The sequence below is a fragment of the Fontibacillus phaseoli genome (assembly GCF_003337355.1).
Taxonomy (GTDB): Bacteria; Bacillota; Bacilli; order Paenibacillales; family Paenibacillaceae; genus Fontibacillus; species Fontibacillus phaseoli.
On sequence record NZ_QPJW01000007.1, the window covers coordinates 66,022 to 88,255 of the forward strand.

Annotated in this window: 23 protein-coding genes and 1 pseudogene; 7 read left to right on the forward strand and 17 right to left on the reverse strand. The window is 50.5% G+C overall.

Annotation, left to right across the window (positions count from 1 at the left end; all coding sequences use genetic code 11):
- Window positions 1-52 precede the first annotated feature (52 nt).
- The 3 genes from DFP94_RS16820 to DFP94_RS16830 all read right to left on the reverse strand — a co-directional run bounded on the left by DFP94_RS16820 (window position 53) and on the right by DFP94_RS16830 (window position 3,010).
- Entirely contained in the window at window positions 53-2,284 is a 2,232-nt protein-coding gene (locus tag DFP94_RS16820; RefSeq protein WP_114497631.1) for a heavy metal translocating P-type ATPase, read from the reverse strand.
- A gap of 145 nt (window positions 2,285-2,429) precedes the next feature.
- On the reverse strand, window positions 2,430-2,633 hold the full coding sequence (locus DFP94_RS16825) for a copper ion binding protein (protein WP_114497632.1): 204 nt from the start codon (window positions 2,631-2,633) through the stop codon (window positions 2,430-2,432).
- A 26-nt stretch (window positions 2,634-2,659) separates the two neighbouring features.
- On the reverse strand, window positions 2,660-3,010 hold the full coding sequence (locus DFP94_RS16830) for a metal-sensitive transcriptional regulator (RefSeq protein ID WP_114497633.1): 351 nt from the start codon (window positions 3,008-3,010) through the stop codon (window positions 2,660-2,662).
- Between the two features lie 301 nt (window positions 3,011-3,311).
- Between DFP94_RS16830 and DFP94_RS16835 the strand changes: the two genes are divergently transcribed.
- Entirely contained in the window at window positions 3,312-3,698 is a 387-nt protein-coding gene (locus DFP94_RS16835; RefSeq protein ID WP_114497634.1) for a hypothetical protein, read from the forward strand.
- Window positions 3,699-4,544, forward strand: coding sequence for a DUF6710 family protein (locus tag DFP94_RS16840; RefSeq protein WP_114497635.1), 846 nt, complete (start codon window positions 3,699-3,701; stop codon window positions 4,542-4,544).
- Between the two features lie 230 nt (window positions 4,545-4,774).
- Here the strand turns inward: DFP94_RS16840 and qoxD are convergent, their stop codons facing one another.
- The 5 genes from qoxD to DFP94_RS16865 form a co-directional block, all read right to left on the reverse strand.
- Complete coding sequence (gene qoxD / locus DFP94_RS16845) at window positions 4,775-5,059, reverse strand: cytochrome aa3 quinol oxidase subunit IV (RefSeq protein WP_114497636.1); 285 nt, start codon at window positions 5,057-5,059, stop codon at window positions 4,775-4,777.
- A gap of 1 nt (window position 5,060) precedes the next feature.
- Entirely contained in the window at window positions 5,061-5,657 is a 597-nt protein-coding gene (qoxC, locus tag DFP94_RS16850; RefSeq protein WP_114497637.1) for a cytochrome aa3 quinol oxidase subunit III, read from the reverse strand.
- Window positions 5,654-7,597: a cytochrome aa3 quinol oxidase subunit I gene (qoxB, locus tag DFP94_RS16855; protein WP_114497638.1), complete on the reverse strand. Its 1,944-nt coding sequence runs from the start codon at window positions 7,595-7,597 to the stop codon at window positions 5,654-5,656. Before qoxB ends, qoxC begins: the two co-directional genes overlap by 4 nt.
- 25 nt (window positions 7,598-7,622) lie before the next feature.
- A complete protein-coding gene (gene qoxA / locus DFP94_RS16860; RefSeq protein ID WP_114497639.1) occupies window positions 7,623-8,621 on the reverse strand; it encodes a cytochrome aa3 quinol oxidase subunit II in 999 nt (332 codons plus the stop codon).
- Window positions 8,622-9,060: 439 nt separating this feature from the next.
- Window positions 9,061-10,038 carry a diaminopimelate dehydrogenase gene (locus DFP94_RS16865; RefSeq protein WP_114497640.1) on the reverse strand — a complete coding sequence of 326 codons (978 nt, stop codon included), beginning with the start codon at window positions 10,036-10,038 and terminating at the stop codon, window positions 9,061-9,063.
- Between the two features lie 321 nt (window positions 10,039-10,359).
- On the opposite strand from DFP94_RS16865, the gene DFP94_RS16870 reads away from it, so the two are divergent.
- On the forward strand, window positions 10,360-12,078 hold the full coding sequence (locus tag DFP94_RS16870; protein ID WP_181873188.1) for a copper resistance protein CopC: 1,719 nt from the start codon (window positions 10,360-10,362) through the stop codon (window positions 12,076-12,078).
- Between the two features lie 35 nt (window positions 12,079-12,113).
- Window positions 12,114-12,845, forward strand: a complete 732-nt coding sequence (locus tag DFP94_RS16875) for a YcnI family copper-binding membrane protein (RefSeq protein WP_114497748.1) — start codon at window positions 12,114-12,116, stop codon at window positions 12,843-12,845.
- Window positions 12,846-13,238: 393 nt separating this feature from the next.
- Here the strand turns inward: DFP94_RS16875 and DFP94_RS16880 are convergent, their stop codons facing one another.
- The 3 genes and pseudogenes from DFP94_RS16880 to DFP94_RS16890 all read right to left on the reverse strand — a co-directional run.
- A complete protein-coding gene (locus DFP94_RS16880; protein ID WP_114497642.1) occupies window positions 13,239-14,450 on the reverse strand; it encodes an SLC45 family MFS transporter in 1,212 nt (403 codons plus the stop codon).
- A gap of 4 nt (window positions 14,451-14,454) precedes the next feature.
- Window positions 14,455-15,192, reverse strand: coding sequence for a glycerophosphodiester phosphodiesterase (locus DFP94_RS16885; RefSeq protein WP_114497643.1), 738 nt, complete (start codon window positions 15,190-15,192; stop codon window positions 14,455-14,457).
- Window positions 15,193-15,336: 144 nt separating this feature from the next.
- Window positions 15,337-15,434, reverse strand: a pseudogene (locus DFP94_RS16890) (ABC transporter permease); the annotation flags it as partial.
- A 34-nt stretch (window positions 15,435-15,468) separates the two neighbouring features.
- Here DFP94_RS16890 and DFP94_RS16895 point away from each other — a divergent pair.
- On the forward strand, window positions 15,469-15,672 hold the full coding sequence (locus DFP94_RS16895) for a hypothetical protein (RefSeq protein ID WP_114497644.1): 204 nt from the start codon (window positions 15,469-15,471) through the stop codon (window positions 15,670-15,672).
- On the opposite strand, the gene DFP94_RS16900 is transcribed toward DFP94_RS16895, so the two are convergent.
- Together DFP94_RS16900 and DFP94_RS16905 are read right to left on the reverse strand one after the other, a co-directional pair.
- Window positions 15,666-15,845 (reverse strand): hypothetical protein, encoded by a 180-nt coding sequence (locus DFP94_RS16900; protein ID WP_114497645.1) that lies wholly within the window; start codon window positions 15,843-15,845, stop codon window positions 15,666-15,668. The genes DFP94_RS16895 and DFP94_RS16900 overlap by 7 nt on opposite strands.
- A gap of 184 nt (window positions 15,846-16,029) precedes the next feature.
- On the reverse strand, window positions 16,030-16,590 hold the full coding sequence (locus DFP94_RS16905; RefSeq protein ID WP_114497646.1) for a flavodoxin family protein: 561 nt from the start codon (window positions 16,588-16,590) through the stop codon (window positions 16,030-16,032).
- 245 nt (window positions 16,591-16,835) lie between these two features.
- Between DFP94_RS16905 and DFP94_RS16910 the strand changes: the two genes are divergently transcribed.
- The gene (locus tag DFP94_RS16910) at window positions 16,836-17,060 is read left to right on the forward strand and encodes a PspC domain-containing protein (protein ID WP_114497647.1); all 225 of its coding nucleotides are present in this window, start codon (window positions 16,836-16,838) and stop codon (window positions 17,058-17,060) included.
- Between the two features lie 65 nt (window positions 17,061-17,125).
- The gene (locus tag DFP94_RS16915; RefSeq protein ID WP_114497648.1) at window positions 17,126-17,800 is read left to right on the forward strand and encodes a PspA/IM30 family protein; all 675 of its coding nucleotides are present in this window, start codon (window positions 17,126-17,128) and stop codon (window positions 17,798-17,800) included.
- 614 nt (window positions 17,801-18,414) lie between these two features.
- On the opposite strand, the gene DFP94_RS16925 is transcribed toward DFP94_RS16915, so the two are convergent.
- From DFP94_RS16925 to DFP94_RS16940, 4 genes are all read right to left on the reverse strand, one after another.
- Window positions 18,415-19,350 carry an SPFH domain-containing protein gene (locus DFP94_RS16925; protein ID WP_114497650.1) on the reverse strand — a complete coding sequence of 312 codons (936 nt, stop codon included), beginning with the start codon at window positions 19,348-19,350 and terminating at the stop codon, window positions 18,415-18,417.
- Window positions 19,350-19,784 (reverse strand): NfeD family protein, encoded by a 435-nt coding sequence (locus DFP94_RS16930; protein WP_114497651.1) that lies wholly within the window; start codon window positions 19,782-19,784, stop codon window positions 19,350-19,352. Before DFP94_RS16930 ends, DFP94_RS16925 begins: the two co-directional genes overlap by 1 nt.
- Window positions 19,785-20,314: 530 nt before the next feature.
- A complete protein-coding gene (locus tag DFP94_RS16935; protein WP_114497652.1) occupies window positions 20,315-21,286 on the reverse strand; it encodes a DUF4367 domain-containing protein in 972 nt (323 codons plus the stop codon).
- Window positions 21,279-21,851, reverse strand: coding sequence for a sigma-70 family RNA polymerase sigma factor (locus tag DFP94_RS16940; RefSeq protein ID WP_114497653.1), 573 nt, complete (start codon window positions 21,849-21,851; stop codon window positions 21,279-21,281). Before DFP94_RS16940 ends, DFP94_RS16935 begins: the two co-directional genes overlap by 8 nt.
- Window positions 21,852-22,234 lie beyond the last annotated feature (383 nt).

Here is a 22,234-nt window from a genome sequence, read left to right on the forward strand (position 1 = left end):
CGCGAACCGAAGAATCTTGGTTCAGGGAAGGCTTCTTTCTTTAAAAATTCATTTACAATTTGACTCTTTGCAGACGGAGTGCGTTAAGCACTACGGACACCGAGCTGAGCGCCATGGCCGCCCCGGCGAGCCAAGGGGCGAGGAAGCCTATGGCGGCTACCGGGATGCCGATGGTGTTGTACGCCAACGCCCAGAAGAGATTCTGCTTAATATTGCCCATCGTGCGCTTGCTCATCAGGATGGCATCCGGAACCCCTTGGAGGTCGCCGCGCATCAGCGTGACGTCCGCAGCTTCCATGGCCACGTCCGTGCCGGTGCCTATAGCGATCCCGACGTCCGCGATCGCCAGCGCCGGGGCATCATTGATGCCGTCGCCGACCATGGCTACCTTGCGTCCCGACTCCTGCAGCTTCTTCACTTCTGCGGCTTTGCCTTCCGGTAGTACCTCGGCCAATACTTCATCGATGCCGACTTCCCCGGCAATCGCCTTGGCCGTTCTTTCGTTGTCGCCGGTAATCATGACGACGCGCAAGCCAAGCTCCTTCAGCCGGGCGACTGCTGCCTTGGAGGTTTCCTTCACTGTGTCGCTGACGGCAAGCATCCCGGCGTACACCCCGTCGATGGCGATCAATAGCACGGTCTTCCCCGCTTCCTCCATCGCCGTCATTGCGGCGAAGGCGGCGCCGGCGTCAACGCCCTCCCGCGCCATCAAGCGGCGCGTTCCGGCCAGCACGCGGCGGCCTTCCACCACGGCGGCGATGCCATGGCCGGGCACCGCCTCGAATGCGGAAGCTTCCGGCAGATCGAGGCCCCGTTCCCGGGCCCCGGCTACGACCGCTTCCGCCAGCGGATGCTCCGAGCTGCGCTCGGCACTGCCGGCCAGGCGCAGCAGCTCTTGCTCGTTCCAGCCTGCGGCCGGAACGACTTCGTTCAGCTCAGGCTGTCCGCGGGTGATCGTGCCGGTCTTGTCGAGCACGATCGTATCCAGCGCCTGAGCGCTCTCCAGATGCTCACCGCCCTTGAACAGGATGCCGTATTCGGCCGCCCGGCCGGATCCGGCCATAATCGAGGTCGGCGTCGCCAGACCCAGGGCACAAGGACAAGCAATGACGAGGACGGCGATCGCCTTCTCCAGCGCTTCCGGGAAGTTCCCCGGCTGCACCAGGAAGAACCAGACCAGGAAGGTTACTACGGCGATGCCTACTACGATAGGGACAAAGATACCGGAGATGACATCGGCCACCCGCTGGATCGGCGCCTTCGAGCCCTGAGCCTCCTCAACGACCCGGATGATCTGGGCCAGGGCGGTTTCATGGCCGACCTTAGTCGCCCGGACGCGGAGTGCGCCGTTTTTATTAACCGTGGCGCCGATGACCGTATCGCCTTCTTTTTTCTCCACCGGAATGCTTTCCCCGGTTAGCATCGACTCGTCCACGGCCGATATGCCAAACACGACTTCGCCGTCGACCGGGATTTTCTCACCGGGCTTAACGATCAAAATATCACCGGGTACCACCGCCTCAATCGGCACGGTCGTCTCCACCCCGTCTTTAAGCACAAGCGCCGTTTTGGCCTGCAAACCTATCAGCGTTTTTATCGCCTGCGATGAACGCCCTTTAGCCAAAGCCTCGAACCATTTGCCGAGCAGAATCAGCGTGATCAGAATAGAACTAGTTTCATAATACAGCTGGGGGGTATGCCCGTGCGGCATCGACAGGGCTTCGAAACTTAGATAGAGGCTGTAGAAATAAGCAGCCGATGTACCCAGCGCAACCAGCACATCCATATTGGCACTGCGGTTGCGCAGCGCTTTATAGGCGCCGACATAAAAACCGCCGCCGATGATGAATTGGACCGGCGTCGCCAGTACGAGCTGAAACCAGGGATTCATAAAAATCTCGGGGGTCCAAATGAACGAAGTAAAGGAAAAGTGTCCAGCCATGGCCCACAGCAGCGGAAAAGACAAAATCGCCGACAAGATCAGCTTGACTTTTTGCCGGGAAATTTCCTTGGCCCGGGCATCCTCGGTCTCCTGCTCGGATTTTTTGACCGCCGCACTGTATCCTAACTGACTCACTTTTTTCATGATGTCATCCAGGGAAACATCACCGGGCGAAAATTTGACCTGAGCCGTTTCCAGAGCAAAGTTAACGTTCGCCAGCTCTACCCCTTCAAGCCGGTTTAACCCCTTCTCGATCCGGTTGGCACAGGCCGCACAGGTCATTCCCGTAATTTGCAATGTCGTCGACTGATCATTTTTTGAAGCGGATATTGCCTTATCCATCTGTATTTCCTCCTTCACGCATACATACCGGGGGTATATTTCGAACGACAGAAAATAATTCTGTCTCACTTCTGGCTGGATTAAAACTTTGCTAACAACAAAATAATGCAGCCTTCACCGTGATCTAAGTTATAATGAGAGCCATTTATGAAACTACGTCGTACCCTTGCTCCTCGATGGCTTCTTTAATAGCTTTTACAGTCAGCTTGCTTTCGTCATAAGTGACGGCTACGCTTTTTGCCGAAAGATCTACCTTCGCCGTAGCGCCAAGCTCCTTCATAGCCCCTTCGACCGAATTGACGCAGTGATTGCACGACATGCCTTCCACTTGCAGCGTAACGTTTGTCATAAATAAGTACCTCCTAAATTAAGTTATTATTTCATTAATTTATTTACCGTAATCAGCAGTTCATCGACGACTTCCATCTCGCCCGCCTGAATGCGTTCAATGACGCAACTCTTCATATGCCCTTCCAAAAGCAGCTTGCCCACGCTATTCAATGCGGATTGAACCGCCGCGATCTGATTAAGGACATCGTCGCAGTAAGTATCCTTCTCGATCATTCCCTTGATCCCGCGGATCTGACCTTCAATCCGGTTAAGCCGGCTTGTCAGATTGCTCTTGACCGCTGCCGAGTGATGGCTATTTCTTCCGTGCCCCCCACTCTCGCAGCATGTCTCCGCCGCTTCGTGAGTTGTCTTCGTCGGCTCAAGTTCAGCAGCCATGCTCCACCTCCTTCCGCCTGCCTGCAAAAGGCTGGCGTTTTGTTGTCTTTTGCATCCTTATTATATTATACCCCCAAGGGGTATGTAAAGTCCTTTTTGAAAAATGATTATTTCGCTTATCATTCGCTCTTGGTCTCTGAATCTATTCACTTTAAAGTAATCGTTTACCATGTAGCTATCACCTTCCCAACAACAAAGGTAAATTTAACCATTTGTTCAACCGATATTATTTCAAAGTCCGTAAAATCACATTTTCACTAAAATCAATTTACATAGAATCAAATCTGCCAGGAGGTCTGAAATGAAAATTGATCTTTCGTATCAAGGCGCTTATTCTGCCCGCTTGAAAAATTCCGTGGATTGGCAGGACAATGCCGATTCCGCGGCAGGAAAAGAAATAGCAGTTTCAAAAAACGGACAATCCGTCAAACTAACGTATTCCAACGAGTTGATCCGGTTCAAAGATTATACGGGTGAAATATTCTTAATGGACATCCATGCACAGAACGGCGATCCTAACGATATTTTCTCTTACAAACCGAAGGAACAATGGCCGGTATTCAGCCAATATTTGTCCGAAACGAAATATTTTGATTCCTATGATGCAAAAGAAATTACCGAGATCGAATCGGCATTGCAAAAAATCATGGACGGCTTGGACACACTCCCTTCGCAGGAGGGTGAATAGATGTCGGAGAATAGCTTCTTCAAAGCATTATCTTTCTTTGGCAAGAAATCTGCCGAAGCAAAGATCAAAGGCCCCGCAAATCATCCTTCGGCAGAAGAAGGGGCGACGCTTCTTACCAATAGGGATAGATTTAACAGGGCCATCGGTTTTGCCATAACTTTCAAGAATTCCGAAGAAGGTCTGAGGTTCATAATCCAGGCGTTAGCCCGGGAGCATCAATCTCGCCTGATTTCCAGATTGATATTGGGAGAGCATAATTATCACGGCGGCGGCAATAGCCATGCAGCTTCCTTCGATAAACTGTTCTTCCCTTTAAACGAAGCCGTAACACCCGATGGCAATAGAGCGTCCAATTTGCTGGTCGGAAAGAACACTTACGCCGGAAAATTAAATTTAAAGAGAGATCCGCTTATATCTTCTCCCTGGAACGTAGGGCGCCTAAAAAGAGCGATTCATAATATCAGAGCAGATGATTGGCAGCCCGACGGAAATCATGACTATGAAATTTATTATCCGCAAAGGCTGGGTTTAGTGATCGGTGGCACGCATTCCTCTTCCATCGGTATCGTGAACGCCGAGGATGTCTATGTATCGGGATGTACGGAATATGACATGGGCATCCTTTTCCGATATGTCCATACGGATGGGGAATGGTATTATACTTCTCATGATAATAAACCGTTTCACAAAGTCGAATTCATTGAATTCGCGATCATTTATGAAATCGGCAAACTGATGTCCAATGTTCCCGTGATATCCTATATCCCTCCGAAAGACCCTTACGCGGACAATCCTGTTGTCCAAGAAATAAACCGGCTATGCAGCTCAAGAAACGACTCTGAATAGCAAAAAAATAAGCCGCAGCCTCCTTTCCCAAGGAGGCTGCAGCCTTTATATTATCCCTTCTTCCCTCACGCGGTGAAAAGAACGGAGAGAAAATTTGGAGCCGGAGAAGCGTCAGCGGTCGCCTTTGCCGTTGGATTGTAACCATCAGGATCAAATCAAGAAGTAATCCAACGGCAACAGCGATTGAAGGCCCAAAGTTTCTCTGAGTTCCGCCTTCACCGCACCCTCTCTTACCGATATCCCCAAATCATCGTGAACAGCGTACCGAATATAGTGACCAGGCCGACGAACAAAGCGTAGGCGATATTCGTATACAATTCCTTTTTGGAGCCATTCTCGCCGATGTGCATAAACAGGATGAGTTGAACTCCCATTTGGATGACCGCACTTACGAGAAGAATGGTCATTCCGACAGCCAGAGACAAGTCGAAGAAAACAACAGACAATGCAACAATGGACAGGATCAATGAGAACAAATATCCCATGACGTGTTTAACAGGGAATAGTTTTTTCATGTCACATCAGTCCTTTCAAATAGACGAAGCTGAAGATAAAAATCCAGACCACGTCCAGGAAGTGCCAATACAACGAGAATATAAACGACTTGTTCGCCGTATCGGACGTGAAGCCTTCACGCCCGATCTGAATCATCAGCCCGATGCCCCACAGCAGCCCCAGCGTTACGTGGGCGCCGTGCGTCCCGAGCAGGACGAACAGGCTGGACAGGAACGCGCTCGTTTGCAGCGTCGCACCTTCATTTACATAAGTTACAAACTCCATGATTTCGACCCCGAGGAACCCGGCGCCCAGCAGCAACGTGATGAAAAAGAACACCAGCGCCGGCTTTTTCAAGCCCTGCCGCATACTATTGATAACCAGGCCGATCGTAAAGCTGCTTGTAAGCAACAGGAACGTTTCGATCATGACCGGTCCGATTTCGAAAATCTCATGCCCCGACGGTCCGTTGCCCGTACGATTCCAAAGAGTAAAGTAGACGGCAAACAAAGTCGAGAACAGAACAATTTCAGCTCCGAGGAACAGCCAGAATCCGAAAATACGGTTGCTGTTTTCTTCGGAACGATACTCCAGCGGTAACGTATGATCTAATTTCACGCCTGTTCACCCCGCAATCTTGATTCCGTCTCCAGAATTTCTTTTACCGGGATATGCCGCCCATGGTCGCGTTCAAACGAGCGCACCGCCAGCATAACCACTACGCCGATGCCGGCGACGATCGCCGGTACCCACCAGCTGAACACCATGAAGAATCCGAAGAAGAAGAAAATGATTCCCAAAATAATCGGCTGCCCGCTGTTATTCGGCATATGAATTTCTTCAATTTCACCTTTGTAGAGCTGATGTCCGCCTTTTTTGGCTTCCCAGAACGGATCCAGCCCCTTAACTGTCGGTACAATCGCGAAGTTATACTCCGGAATCGGGCTGTGCGTACTCCACTCGAGTGTCCGCGCATTCCAAGGGTCACCCGTCTTATCTCTCGGAGCATAACGGAAGCTCCAGTAGATATTATAGACCAGCAAAATGAAGCCGATGGCAAGACCGACAGAGCCGATCGAAGCAAGTAAATTCAGCGGACCAAAGCCCGTACTTTCCGAATAAGTGTACATCCGACGCGTCATCCCTTTGAGTCCAAGGAAGAACAGCGGGAAGAACGTGACATTGAAGCTGATGATAATCCACCAGAAAGCACGTTTTCCCTGGCGCTCATTAAGCCGGAACCCGAACAATTTCGGGAACCAGTAGTAGAATCCGGCAATAACGGCGAACACGGTACCTGGAATAAGCACGTAGTGGAAATGGGCCACCAGGAACATCGTGTTATGGTATTGATAGTCGGCGCTCGCCATCGCAAGCATAACGCCGGTCACGCCGCCGATCGTGAAGATCGGGATAAAGGCGAGCGAGTACAGCATCGGCGTGGTGAACTCAATTCGGCCTTTCTGCATCGTAAAGAGCCAGTTGAATATTTTAACCCCGGTTGGTATCGCAATCGCCATCGTGGTAATCGAGAAGACACCGTTGACCATCACGCCGTGGCCCATCGTGTAGAAGTGGTGAGCCCATACAAGAAAGGACAGCAGCGAAATGACGACCATACTCCAAACCATGGATTTATAACCATACAAATTTTTCCGTGAGAACGTGGAAATAATTTCACTGTAAATACCAAACGCAGGCAAGATAACGATATATACCTCAGGATGCCCCCAAACCCAGAACAGGTTGGCCCAAAGCATATCCATCCCGCCATTGGCCATCGTAAAGAACTGCGACCCGAATAAGCGGTCGAACATCATTAACGCCAGCGCCACGGTCAATACCGGGAAGGCGAACAGGATAATGACGCAAGTAATGAGTACCGACCAGGTAAACATCGGCATCTTCATCAGGGTCATCCCTGGTGCACGCATTTTCAGAATCGTTGCGATAAAGTTGACGCCTGTCATCAGCGTACCGATACCCGCAATCTGAATCGCGATCGAATAGTAGTTATTCCCTACCGTCGGACTGAACTCCAAACTAGCCAGCGGGAAGTATGCCGTCCAGCCCGCATCCGGCGATCCGCCGATGACGAAGGAGATGTTGAACAGCATCGCTCCGGCAAAGAACAGCCAGAAGCTGACCGCATTGAGCCGAGGAAATGCCACGTCGCGAGCTCCGATTTGCAGCGGCACTACGACGTTCATCAAGCCGATAATAAACGGCATGGCCATGAATAGAATCATGATGACCCCGTGGGTCGTGAAAATTTCGTTATAATGCTGCCCGTCGAGCAGCCCATTGTCCGGCATAGCCAGCTGTCCCCGCATCAAAAGCGCATCAACGCCGCCGCGGAACAACATGAGCAGCGCGGAGATAATATACATGATCCCGATCCGCTTATGATCCACGGTAGTCAACCATTCGCGCCATAAGTAGCCCCATTTTTTAAAATAGGTCAGGCCGATCAGAATCGCTAACGATGCAACGACGATGCTGACCATCGCGCCATAAATCATCGGCTCGCCAGTGACGAAAAATTCGTCCCATTTCATGTCTAGCTAACTCCCTTCCGTTCTATTAATTGCCGTGCGAGCTATGATTTGCCGCTCCGGCATTGTCTGTACCTGTTTGTTCCATATCCATCTCGGAGTGGTCCATCTCGGAGTGGTCCATCTCGGAGTGGTCCATTTCTCCGGACTCCGAATCCATATTATCCATGCCTTCCGAACCCCCATGATTGTGACCGCCATTTTCGCCCTCTGGAGCCGGTCTGAAAGTCAGATGCGTAGACGCATACGTTTTTCTGCCGACATGGCTTTCTTTAAGCAATGCCTCGAATTCCTGCTCCGTCAGCTCCGGAGCTGTTGTTTTTACTTCTTCAAGCCATTCTTCGTATTCCTCAGGCGTCATGGCCAGTGCCTCAAACTCCATGTGAGCGAAGCCTTCGCCCGAGAAATTGGAGTTTTTGCCCATGTATGATCCCGCGTGCTCGGCCACAAGGTTAAGCTTGTTGACCATGTCGCTCATCGCATACTTCTGTCCGCCAAGCTGCGGGATCCAGAAGCTTGTGATCGGCCCATAGGCATACAATCTGAACTCAACCGGACGGTTCGTCGGGAAGTTCACATAGTTGACCGTCTCAATCCCTTCCTCCGGATAACTGAAGTGCCACTTCCAGTTGGAAGACGCCGCGTAAATCACGAGCGGTTTTTGATCTTCGTAGCCTTCAGGCACCTTCTCTACTGCGGAAGTACTCCGAACCGTAACGACCGATAAAACCGCAACAATAATGACCGGAATCGCAATCCAGGTGATCTCCAGCCATTTATTCCCCTCCACATGAGGCGGCTCATAGTCGGGAGCGGCTTTGGAAGCACGGTATTTGGTAAGCATGTAAACGTACAGAATATAGACAACCAGCAAAACTAGCGCCATTACCAGAATCGAGAAGATAATGACATTAGATTGCGTCTTGGCCACCGGACCTTTCGGGTTAAGTACAGCTAAATTGTTGCATCCGGTCAGGAGGACAAGAAACGCTGAAAAAACAGCTAACAGCAATCCCTTCCTTTTCATAGGATTCCGATACCCCTTTCTAAATTGCGAACCTCATCATCATGAGCGAGATGAATTCTTATATATCAGTTAAGTTTTATGTTAGGGAAGGAGCGAAATAATGACAATTCATAGAGATAGGTATATTTTCAATATTTTTACATTTAACATCTTGTCTCTTTCTCTCTTCTCTTCCTCCAATTCCGATTTAGGGTCGTTTAAGTTCGAATTTCGCCAAATTCGGCGATTTTGATAATTGTTCACATTGCTTCATCCAAAGGCTTGAGTTCGCAAAATTGTCATATATAGAATGGTTGTACGTGATATAAATCACTTACTTCTTCGTATCATTTGAATGACAGGCTTATAAATGTTCAGGGTCATAAAAAAAGAGCCGCCCGGCTAAATGACCCAGGCAGCCCTTGTAATACTGAATTAACCAGTTAATTTAGATGTTAAACTATAGCAGTTCTTTGCGAAGTTGTTCCGGCGTTTTCGGAGACAGCAGCCCGAACGGAATATCGAACACGGTTTTCGCTCCCGATTGTCCTTCTTTGGAGAGCTTGTACACCGCACGTGCATAGGCTACGAGCACACTTGCCGTAAATTCCGGATTGCTGTCCAGCTTGAGTCCGAATTCGATGATTTGCGTGCTGTTCTCCCCGGTACGTCCGCTGCGGAGAACGGTACCGCCGTGTGGCATGGTGGAGTGGTTTTGCTTAAGCTCCTCTTCACTGATAAAGTTTACGGTCGTCAAATAATCCGCAAAGTAATTTGGCATTTCTTTAATTTCCCGTTCGATCTTCGCCAAATCCGCTCCTTCTTCAGCTACGACGTAACACTCACGCAGGTGCTTCTCTTTGGTCGACAACTCCGGATTCTCACCGCTACGGACACGCTCCACAGCCGATTCGATCGGGATCGTATATTGCACTCCGTTCTTCACGCCCTGTACGCGACGGATGGCATCGGAATGCCCTTGGCTCACGCCTTTGCCCCAGAAAGTATACTCTTTGCCTTCCGGCAAGACGGCCTCGGCCAGCAAGCGGTTCAAGGAAAACAAGCCTGGGTCCCAACCGGTCGAGATCACGCTGACATTTCCGCCTTTGACCGCAGCCGCATTGACTTGCTCAAAATAGCCGGGGATTTTCGCATGCGTGTCGAAACTATCCACCGTATCAAACAAAGCCGCAAGTTCCGGTCCTTGTTCAGGAAGGTCGGTGGCCGAACCGCCGCAAAGGATCAGGACATCGATCTCGCCCTTGTACTTCTCCACCTCGGAAATATGTACGACGCCGTTTGCCGCCGCAACATCATTAGGGTGTCTTCTTGAAAAGATCGCGCTGAGTTCCATGTCCGGGTTTTGCTTGATCGCCTTTTCTACGCCACGACCCAAATTTCCATATCCTACTATACCCACCTTGATGTTCGATGCCACTAACGTTTCCTCCTTCAAATGTAAATATGTTTATCATTTTAACGCACTCCAGCGGATTTTTAAATATCTAACATATGGGGTGAAGAATTATCCCTCTTATTCATAGTACAATAAAGGGCTAATATTCACATTTTAGACATATTGAGCTTCAATATTGGATTGGATTAGAAGTTTTAGCTATACTCAACCGGAAATAATAATTGTAAAATGGTATCGAAATGTTAAATATGTCATTGCATTTGCGGGTGATACTCTTTGGTTTTCGTGAAAATTCGAAAAATCTTCTTGATCTTGATGCTCCTCTTGGGAAGTTGGTTCGCTGTGGGGCCGTCATCAGTTGCCGCTCACGCTCATGTCGTATCTTCATCTCCCGCATCCAATGAAGTATTGGCGGAATCCCCCACCTCGATCTTCATTCAGTTTGATGAGTCGATTGAGCCTGCCTTTTTCTCGCTGAATGTGCTTAGCCCTACTGGAGAGCGGGTAGATCAAAATAATGCCGCCATCGATCCGCAACATCCCGACAGGCTTGTCGCGGGACTGAACCCCCGGTTGGCTAACGGGGCCTACACCATCAAGTGGAAAGTCGTTTCCAGTGATGGACATCCGGTTAAGGGGACTATTCTTTTCCAAGTCGGCCCAACTGATGCAAATGCCGGTCCTCAGAGTAGCTCGGGCGAAGGGGATGATGCGCCTGGCGGGCCCAGCGGGGACCTGCTGGTTATCCGTTGGCTTTGGTATGCGGGAATGGTCATGTATTCCGGAACTATACTCTTCCATCTTGTTTTGCTGCCGCGCAGAGCGCGAGTTTCGGGACAGTTACTTACGCCCCGCAGCAAATCTGTGCTTCTCCTCGGCCTTGCGTTTACTGCTGCAGGCATCATCATTAGCCTGCCCCAGCAAGCCGTCAGCATTGCAGGCAGTTCATGGACACGCGTCTGGAATTGGAATCTGCTAAGAACAACCCTGGAGCAGACCAGTTTCGGTACCGTCTGGTTCATTCAGTTGTTGCTACTGTTGTTGCTAGCCGGGACAACGCTGCTCTTAACCCACAGCAGCCAAGCTCGCCGCCCGCTTCACGGTCTCGGCAGCCTTGTTGTTGCCGGAGCCGCCTTTCTTTTCAGTCAGGGGCTCTTTCTCTCCAAAGCATTCATCGGCCATGCGGCCGCTGCGGAAGGAAAGACTCTGGCCATAGCCGCGGATTATTTGCATCTGTCTTCTTCATCCCTTTGGCTAGGCGGCCTGATGGCGATTGCCTTCTTGCTGCCGGATGCGGTAAAAAGACATATACCTGGCGACTTGTCGTCAGATGTCTCGTTGCAAGCTGCGGCGGAAATCGGCACGGATGGCGATTCGCCGCCGGACACCCGCACGACCCTTTACTGGGAAACGGTCAACCGCTTCTCGGCAATGGCTGCCGGATGCGTCGCCGTACTGCTGTTATCCGGCTCCTACGGCGCCCTGCTCCATATTCCGTCGCTGTATGCTCTTTTTCATACCGGCTATGGACTGGCGCTGGTCGCAAAAATTGTCTTGTTCCTGGTCATGCTCGGCTTGGCTTTGTCTGGCTTCATTCGCGGCCGAAGACGCCGCCGCCCTCTGGGCCGCGCCGTATGGACCGAGCTCGCCCTGGGCCTAGTCGTACTGGCACTTGCCGCATTGCTTGCAAACCTGCCTCCAGCTTCCACAGGTGGAGCCGCTAAGTCGGATCAAGCCCAGGGACAGCTTGAAACCACGGTCCAAGGATACCGGATTGCCTTAAACGTCACGCCCAATAGGATCGGCAAAAATCAATTTGCGATCGACGTGAAAGATCCGTCTGGAACACCTCTCGAAGATATCGAACAAGTCACCTTACGCCTGACATCCAACGAAATGGATATGGGGGTTATTGAAGTAGTGATGCCTGGCGGAAGCCAGGAAAGCGGTGAGAGCCTCATTACAATGGGGGGCAGTTGGAATATAAACGTCCATATTCTGTTAAAAACCCTGGACACGATTGACCATGATTTTACACTTCAAGTGGAAAGTCCTTCATAATGAAAATCATTTCGCCATTAGAAAGGGGCAAACTTATGAAAAAGCTTATATCCCGTGCTATTACGCTATGTTCGACTGTTGTAGCAAGCTTGCTGCTGTTTTCCGGCTTAGCAAGCGCCCATGTTACCGTAAAACCCGGCGTATCCGCACCAGGAGCTTGGGAAACCTATACCATCAAAATTCCGGTGGAAAAAGACATTCCGACCGTGAAGGTCTCGCTTAAAATGCCCGAAGGGTTAGATTTTAAACAGTATCGGCCCGTCCCCGATTGGAAGGTCGAGCTTACCAAGAACGAATCCGGAAAAGTAACCGTAGTAACCTGGTCTGCTGAAGGCGAGGGCATCGGTCCCGGAGAGTTCCAGCAGTTTGACTTTGTCGGCAAAAACCCGGCCGGAGAAGCCTCCCTGGCTTGGGATGCCTTTCAGTATTACAGCGACGGTTCGATTGTGGAATGGAGCGGAGAAGAAGGCGCAGATACGCCGCACTCGATCACGAAGGTCACCGCGGATGCGGATGCTGGTTCGTCGAATGGCTCGGATAGCGGCCATGCCGATCACGGGCATGACAATGAAGCTGGCGCAGCGAACAGCGCTGGAGCCGTAGTGAATAACGGCGCCGATAATGGCGCCGGAGCGAACGGTGCTGCGGCCGACAGCTGCGGCGCCTCCGCTGTCGAAACGGCAACGCTGGTACTATCGGCAGCCGCGCTGCTACTCTCGCTCGCGGCGCTTTGGGCCGCACTGCGCTCCCGCAAAAGAGCCTCCTAAGCGGAGGTCTCTCGTTCTTGCTGTGCTGCTTCTCCCCAACGGGTGAAGCAGCGAAAAAAATAACGAGCTTCCCTCCTGCCTGAACATTAACTGGAAAACCTACAGTTAATGTGCACCAAACTGCCGGATTATCGAAATTAACTGTAGAACCTACAGCTAATCCAATGCAATAAAGCTGAATCCGGCAATATCGTCAATATTAGATGGAGTTTTTCCATCTAATATATTTCAAAAGCATATACCTGGAAAAATAACTGGAGAAAATCCAGTTATTTTTCTTTAGCGTGCCCGGTCTTTCCCCGGCCTTGGCCTAGCCTAACCAAAAACCTCCGAAACCCGGACATCCATTCGTCCGTTTTCGGAGGTTTTTTAAACAATCGATTCCTAAACGCACTACTCCACGGTTATCGGCGTTCTGTCCAAAGGCCCTTTCCCTGCGGGCCTCTCTTCGGAGGAAGCCCCAAACAGACAGCCCAGCGCCAGGAGCAGGCCAACGGAGGCGCTGATGAATAGCGCCGGGTAGCCAAACGTGTCGATCACCCAGCCGAGAAGCGGCGGAGACACGATCGCGGCAAGCGAGGAAACGAAGTAGTAAATCCCCGTCCGCGTGCCGATACTCTCTTCCCGTCCGGTCGAAATGACCCACGGATAGGAATTGATATTAATACAGGCCCAGAAAATGCCGCCAATAATTAGCACCACCCTGAGCAGAAGCACAGAATCTACGAACACCACCGAACCGAAGACGAGAAACAGGCCTATTACGCCGATCATGATGATTTTTTTCTTGCCGAATTTGGCCCCCAGCCATCCGCTCGGAAGTGCAAACAGGAGAAACGCCAACGAGAAGAAGGTCAGCGAGAACGAAGCCTCCCCATCGGTCATTCCGACATGCTTCGTACCGTATAGGGTGAACAATGCCTCCACGCCTTGATAAGCCACGAACCAGAAAAAAATCGCGCCCAAAATGAACAATGTCGTCCTGTCGAGTTGGTCCTTGATCCGCACCGGCGGACCGCTCCGCTTGGCGTCGGGATGGCTTTCCAGAAGGATCGGTTCTTTGATCACTTTTTTTAGAATAAACATCGAGCCCAGCATCACTATGCCGGCAAACAAAAACGGTATGTATGAGCCGATTCCATATAGCATCGAACCGATGCCAAAGGCCAATACCGAACCGATCCCGCCCATGAAATTGATGATGCCGTTGGCTCTCGTCCGATTCTTTTCCGGTGTGATATCCGGCATTAACGCCACCGTCGGTGCCCGAAACAAACTCATGGACAAGTTCATTAACATCATGAACAATACCAGGGTCACTAAGCCCGTATGTAATGGAATCAACGTGGCGAACACGGCCCCCAGCGGCATGCCAATGAGCAGATACGGCATCCTCCTCCCGTACTTGGTAGTCGTCTTATCGCTGCGGTGACCGATCCATGGCTGCAGAAACATCGCGAAATAGTTATCGATCGTCATCATGAACCCGATCAATGCCGCACTTTTCAGGTAATCGTCCAAAAACAGCGGTACGAAGGCGTTATACAACGCCCAAGTCAAACTGATGCTGAAAAAACCTAGTCCCAGCAGCCATGTTTTTTTCATCCGGTCACGCTCCTTGAGAGGACAGCAGCTCGGCTAACCGGTCAGGGTAATCGGTGATAATGCCGGATACTCCTGCCTGAATCAGCGCCGCCATCTGATTTTTTTCATTCACCGTAAAAGGATGATACACGACGCCCTGCTCGGCGGCAGCGGCAACAAATTCCGGCCGGACTGCGTAATGAAAAGCGTGCAGCGCGTCAGCACCGATTTTCTTCGCATACTCCCACGGTTCATACAAGCCTTCCCCATACAAAATGCCGGTCCGGATTTCCGGCGCAATCTTTTTGCAATCCACCAGAGAATAATGATTAAAGCTCGAAATAATCGTGCGATCCGCCAATCCGTACGCTCTTACCGTTTCGATAACCTTGCGCTCCAGTTCAGGGTACTGCACAAACCCGTTTTTCATCTCCAGGTTAATGATCGTGTCCGTGCCCCGTACAAGCTCGAGCAACTCTTCCAGCGTCGGAATTTTTTCCCCTCTGTAATCCTCATGGTACCAAGATCCGGCTTCCCGGGAGCGAACTTCCTCCAACGTCAGATCCTTAACCCAGCTCGGCGTTCCCGCTGTCCGCTGCAAGGTTTCGTCATGGATTAGCACCAGGTGTCCGTCCTTCGTCATCTGTACATCCGTCTCGATTCCGGTTGCACCAAGCTCGAGGGCGTAGGCGAATGAGGCAATCGTATTCTCCGGACGGTGTCCGGCTGCTCCGCGGTGCGCAAAGTTAATGAGTTTAGTCAATGGATGTTCCTCCTTGGATGATATGTTAATTTTATTCTTTAATTTTAAGTATTATCCATCTCTCTACTATAATCCTGCTATGTTAATGCAATATAAAAAGATAAGTGATGCGAACATCACGCTTAGGCAAAAAGAAACCCGAGGCCCCGCCCCGGAGCTGGAGCCCATCATTCCGCAACCACCAGCCCAAGCCAGGACGCGCCCAGGGACAGCCTCACTCCTAATTGCACATTCGGCAGCGCACCTTCCTCCGTTCATCGTACTAAAGTAGTGTTAGTGCGGCAGTCGGTAAAAAGCTTCGCGCTAAAAATATGGCAAAGCAGCTGGGTTCGGGGAAGACGGCTTCCGCTTCTTCTCATTGCGATATGGCAATATGCGAGCTCGGCAGGCCGGATCCCGGGGACGCTGCTCCCATCGCCATATGCCATTGCGGTGCAAGGGTATGAGCTGCTCGTTACCGGAGAACTGCTCCGCTACTGAGGATCAGCGTCGCCCGTGCGGTTTCGGGCTTTCTGGTCGGCGGCTCCATCGGCTTTACGGCCGGGCTTGCGGTAGGATTTCTTCGCCCGGCCGAGCAGGCGCTGAATCCGATGCTGCAAATTTTGCGCCACCCGGATCATATACTCCAGCGTAGATTCCCGCTCGGGCTTCACCCCGATATGCCTGCCTAAACCAACCCAATTCTACTTTTTCAGCTGCAGCCATACTCTCCTACCTCCCTGATTAAAATAAAATCCGGAGACCTCCGCCGCCTGAACAGGCAGCAACAAGTCTCCGGTTGACCGTTAGAATTTTAATCTATTCCAATCGGGTAGGTTTGATTTTTATCATATACGGCTATCCAATTACTGAAAACCTCAAATTTTTCAATTCGGCATTGAGCCATTCCGCCTCTTGAATCGCCCGTTTGTCATTCAAAATCTCTCCCGGCTTGCTTGCTTTGCCAATAATATAACCCTCGAGCGGCATGCTCACAAAATCGAAGGTATATTTTAGTTGCTGAATGAGCGGCATCGCTTTAATCCTCGGATTATCCCCGCCTACAACAAGGACGTACGCTTTTTTTTGCGCCATCGCGGTTTTGAAATCAAAGCGGGAATCGCGGAGACTTTGGGACCAACGATCGATGAAGTTCTTCATAACTCCCGATATGGTATACCAGTAAACCGGAGTTGCAAACAGAAGCGTATCATGCTGCAGCACTTCGCGAATGACGTCGTCATAATCATCATCGACAGGATCAAACCCACCCTCCGTATGACGCTGGTCATTAATCGGCAGGATACGTCTGTCCCGTAATAAAATTTCCTTGTGCGGAATTCCCTCCAACACCAGCTTGCTTAACTGTTCGGTATTCCCTTCGTCTCTTGCGCTTCCCTGCAAAACCAGAATACTCATTCAGGCACTCCCTTTCCATCCATAATCGACTTTTCCACGAATTGCGGCTCTTTAATGTTATACTGCAATCCCGCAAATTTATGCCGCTTCCGTCTCCTGGCGAGGATTGGGCCCGACCAAGGTCCAGTTCAGAAACCGTCTCAAGCCCGTTATGCCGCAATATGAATCGCGGTAGAATAAAGACATCAACAGCGGACTTTAATAATATTCCAAACTGACATAAAAAAGAAAGCGAGTGTTCAATCATGAAAAAATTGTATCGTTCGGCAACCGACAAACAGATCAGCGGCCTTTGCAGCGGCATCGCCCGGTGGTTCGGAATCGACCCTACCGTAGTCCGGCTGATCGCCGTTGTAGCGGCACTGTGCAGTTTCGGTACCGTTATCGCCCTTTATCTCATCGCCAGCGTGATCGTTCCGAAAGAGCCGATCGGCAACTTCGGATTCGACGACCATTTCACGCATTATTAAGCAGCGGTTACCCTATTCGTTTTTACCAAATTTAAACTACTATCCAACCAAAGGAGAGAATTACGATGAGTCTATTCAACCGAATTGCCAACCTGACAAAAGCTAGTCTGCATGAAGTATTAAACAAACTGGAAAATCCGGTCATCATGACGGGGCAGTATTTGCGCAACCTGGAGGACGATATTCGCATAGCCGAAAATATGCTGAAAGAACAGCAGATGAACGCAAGCATCCGTCTCCGCAAAAGCGAAGACGCCGCCAATGCGGCCAAAGAGAGCGAGTTGCGTGCGCTGGCTGCCCTTGAAGCCGGAGATGAAGCCGGTGCAAAAGTGGCCGCTGCGGCCAAAATCCGTTATGAGGAACAGGCGCAGCAATACGCGACGGAAGCGAAAGAAGCTCAGGATCGCGTAGCGGAGCTGGAATACCGTTTGAAAGAAGGAAAAGAAGAGCATGCCCGCCTAAAAGAAAAGCGCAACGAACTGGCGACGCGGGTCCGCAAAGTGGAAGAGCATGAGCAAATGGAACGGCCGAATTTCAGCCGTGGCATGGATTACGGCGCAGCCGCACGCGGCTTTGAACGCATGGAAGAAAAAATTCTCGAATGGGAAGCCGGAACCCAGCTTTCCGGTCAATCCTATACGGGAAGCGGCGCAAGTTCCGCAACAAATCCGGAAGACAACACAGCCGTCGCGGAAGAACTGCAACGCATGAAGGAGCAATTGGCTTCCCGCAAAAATTAATCGGTCAACAGGTTGGACTTGGTTATCCTTGTCCAACCTTTTTTTGCGGTTTTTGCGGACCGGAACTCCTTCCCGTCGTTTAGGCTATCGTCTTCTATACGTTCCCGATCTGCGTTTCCGATCTGCGTTTCCGACAAATTAACTGGAATTTCTCCAGTTAATTTGTGTCGGTTCTGCTTCTTTGCACCATTAGCGGGAAAATATACAGTTAATTTGACCATTCTGGCAAATTTAGCCGTGAATCCTTCAAATTAGCTGTAGGTATTCCAGTTAGTTATTGATATTGGGCTGTTTTGGCCAAATTACCTGTAGGTATTCCAGTTAATTATCCCGGACCAAGAAACAAATTTTGAATGCTTCAGCTAATCGAAGCCAGCTCCGCCCTATAGAATCCCTTAACCATACATTAACAAGTCCCGCAGTTTATGTTATGGCTTATATGTTAGGGCCTTCCACCGTATCCATCGAACACACACTGTGATTATGTTACAACTTTAAATAAGTTCATCATTATCCATCGTCACAGCATCTCACATCCCTCAATCCGCTAGACACATCAAAAAAGCCTCCGGAACCACATCCACAGTGGTTCCGGAGACTTTTGCAGTTCAAGCTTATTTACCTTCTTTGCCGGCTTTGAAAATTTCGCCGATCGCACCGAGGCTGCCCAGCGTTTCGATCGCGTTTGAAGGAATGAACACTTTGTTGGCTGGACCCTTCGCCACTTCTTTGAGGGCTTCGAAGGATTGGTAAGCCAACACTTGCTCGTTGAGCGCGGCATTACGCAACATTTCGATCCGCAGCTGTTCAGCCTGTGCTACGGCTTCAATTGCCTTCGCTTCCCCGAGCGCTTCCAGTTCCTGCGCCTGGCGCAAGCCTTCCGCTTCGCGAATCCGCGCTTCCTTGTCACCTTCTGCCTTAAGGATCTTACTTTGCTTATCCCCTTCGGCGCGAAGAATCATATCCTGCTTAGCGGCTTCGGCTTCAAGGACGATCGCCCGTTTGTTCCGTTCGGCCTTCATTTGCTTATCCATCGCTTCTTGAATGTCGAGCGGCGGCTTAATATCAATAACTTCGACCCGCTCGATCCGCACGCCCCATTTTTCGGTCGCTTCGTCAAGCGCAAGCCGGATATCCGTCGAAATCTTTTCCCGTCCGGACAACGTCTCGTCGAGCTCCATCTTACCGATGATTTGCCGCATTGTCGCAGTCGAGATGTTCCGGACCCCGTAAACGTAATCGGAAATGCCGTACGTCGCCTGCTCCGGTCCGACAACTTGATAGAAAATGATCGTATCAATTTGAACCTGAACGTTATCCTTCGTAATTACCGTTTGCGGCGGCACATTAGCTTGTTGAATCCGCAGGTCATGATAAGTACGAACCTGATCGATCACCGGAATCAAAATGTTCAGCCCCGGGTTCATCAACCGGTTGTATTTACCGAGCCGCTCCACTACGCCCACCCGCTGCTGAGGCACGATTTTGACCGTGAGTGAGATAAAAACAACGACAACTACGACAATGACGGCAATAATTGCCCATTCCATTAAGTAAATTCCTCCCATCGTTCTACTTCGATAATCGTACTGCTCCGTTTCAGCACCCGTACCCGCTCATCTTTTGCCAGAGTTTGAGCGGCCGTGGCACTCCAGGTGTCTCCCCCGATTTTGACAATGCCATATTGCCCCTCTTCAATCGCTTCGACAACGACTCCCTGTCTCCCTACCAGTTCGGTACCGGTATCCTCAAATCCTTTGGCAACGCGAAATTTTCTGGAAATCGGTTTTGTAAAAACCGTCAAAATCAGCGCTACCACACTCCCTGCCACCACTTGAATCAAATACGCATCCGGCGCAATCCATGCTACCAACGCCGCAACCAAGGTTCCGATACAGAACCACAGCATGTAAAATGTCAGCGTAAACATTTCAAGCACCAGAATAATTCCTGCGGCAATTAGCCATAGTACCCATGCATCCATCTTGGCAGATGCACCACCTTTCCGCATTATAGTTATATATACGGGACTACGGGCAAAAAGTATCAAGAAAAGTAAGTTTTCGCAAAAAATAACGAACGGCCCCTATACATCAAGAGACCGCCCCATGTTTAGGTAACAGTCTCCCGGAGTATTCATCGCATAATAGGCTAAAGATTGCTTAAATCTCGATAAAAAGTGGTGATGGCTACGGAGGACTGCTTCTTCCCCATGTTATCTTCTCCAAAACCGAAAGTTTGAACAACTTAGCGCCGTTCAGCATGCTGCAGATTGGTAGCAAATTGTTTGATTTGGGAAAGCGAAGCTTCTAACGGACTTCCCCCTTACCGGGAGCAACCCAGGTTAGCCTGTTCCAGCATCCCTTTAAGGGCGGGGCTTACAGTCGAATGGTTTCAGGATGAGAGGATATGCGTATGATGCTGGATAAATTCCAATAAATCCCTCAAAAAACAGCCCGCAGGAGGAGCACTTTAAAGTGTCCTTCCTGCGGGCCTATCTTCTTCAAGCGGCCTTTATTTCACCGATTCGGCGATCTTGATCAGTTCGCTTTTCTCAATGGGTTCTCCCATCCTTTTGGTCATGACGCTGTAAAGAATGCCATCAGCCTCCCAATCGATTGATTTCTCGTTAATGATGACGGCGTCAACTCCATTTACCTTCGCACTCTCGATCGTGCCGCTTGTCGATTGGTCATAGGCCGTTTCCTCGTCGGCATAACGCTCCTGAATATGGATTTGTTTGCCGCTATCCCCCTTGGTGAAATACAAATCAATGTATTTAGGGCTGGTGTTCCCCTGTTCATCCACGTATTGCTCCGCCCGATCGAAAGCATAACCATCAGGCAGATAACTTGGGAGTCCTACCTTGAAGTTGGTATATTCGTCTAAAGCGGCCGGATCGGTCAGCGTCCGGATTCCTTCTTTTAGCTTCGCCTCCGCTTCGGCCTTGGTAACGATCTCACCGTTCTCGATCCCCTCGATTTCCTCGCCGTCTGCCGTATACATCGGCCCCGTCTTTCCGTTCACCTCAAACAGCACCTGATCATCCTTGTCGAACAGTTGACCCACCAAAGACTCCGGAACCGGGTAGGACGCATCCTCCGGCGGCGGCTCTACCTGGAACGCCGTAATATGGCCCAGCGAGATCGTGGAGACGAATTTTTGCAGCAAACCGCTGGCAAACGACGGTTGAGCAAACAGGACTCCAATCAGCAAGACAAACGCTGCCGCAACGGCCAAGCCTTTGGGGAATTTGTTGCGCTTGCGCTCTGCTCCCGCCTTCCGAGACGCCGTAGGTTGCAACAATCTGCGCTGTACGCCTTCTTTATGATCTTCGCTGCCGAGATCGGCGGCGGCCAGTCTTTCTCCTAGTTGGAGAAGCGCCTGGTATTCCTTCGGTCTATTAAAAGAAGCAGGCGCCTTGCCGTTCAGGCATGCGTCCAGATCTTCGCCAAACTGCTTTTCCGTTTCTTTCCCGTTAATCATGTGCCCCCATCCTCTCCAGTTCGAATTTCAATTTCTTCATGACGCGAAACAAAGTCACGCCGACATTGCTCTCACTCATCCCGGTCAATTCGGCGATCTGCACATTTTTCAGATCAGCCCCGAATTTGAGGGCAATGATATGCCGCTCCTTAGCGTTAAGCGATAATAACGCCCGGTTCAAATGTTCCTCCGATTCCTTTCCCATAGCCAGAGACTCCGGTCCTTTTTGCCCGGATACGGCCTCTTTGAACAGGTCCAGGGAAAATAACCGCTGACGCCGTTGCCGCCGGAAATAGTCGTTCACCGTATTTCGGGCAATGGCAAACAGCCATACTTCAAACGGAGAGCGGTCAGTCCGGAAGGTGGACCGTTTGGCCATTGTTTTCTCGAATACCTGGCTGGTCAAATCCTCGGCGGTATACCGGCATTCTACCCTGTACCGTATATAATTAAAGATCCGTTCGTAATATGCTTCAAAAATAGCGGCGAATTCCGTATCCCCGGACACCGCTTCCCGTTTGTCCATTTCCGGCAAAGGATGAGACAGCGCGCGCTGCTGTATCATGTCCTTCCCTCCTTTCGCTATTGTGTAATCCTTTCTTTGCCAAAACACGTGTTTCCTACAAATCCATATAGAATGAACTATTGATAGATGTGGAGGGCAAATCCGTAAAATGTTCCTGCGATCGCTGCCGTTTCTTCGGAATCATTTTACTCCCTTTCCTGCATCCTAATCTTTAGTTCATCTTATATAGCTTAAAGGACTTGATTGGGTGCCGCGGCGGGTGTGTACCCGAACGGACGCATCTACTTCACTCGCGCCCAAAAGGGTTACACGCTCTCCCTATATTCAAGCCTTCAGCAGGTTAATACGCTCAGCCAAGGCATTTCATTACAAATTAAAAAAAGCCCCTTCCGGGACGAAACAAAAAAAACCGCCGGAGCTCA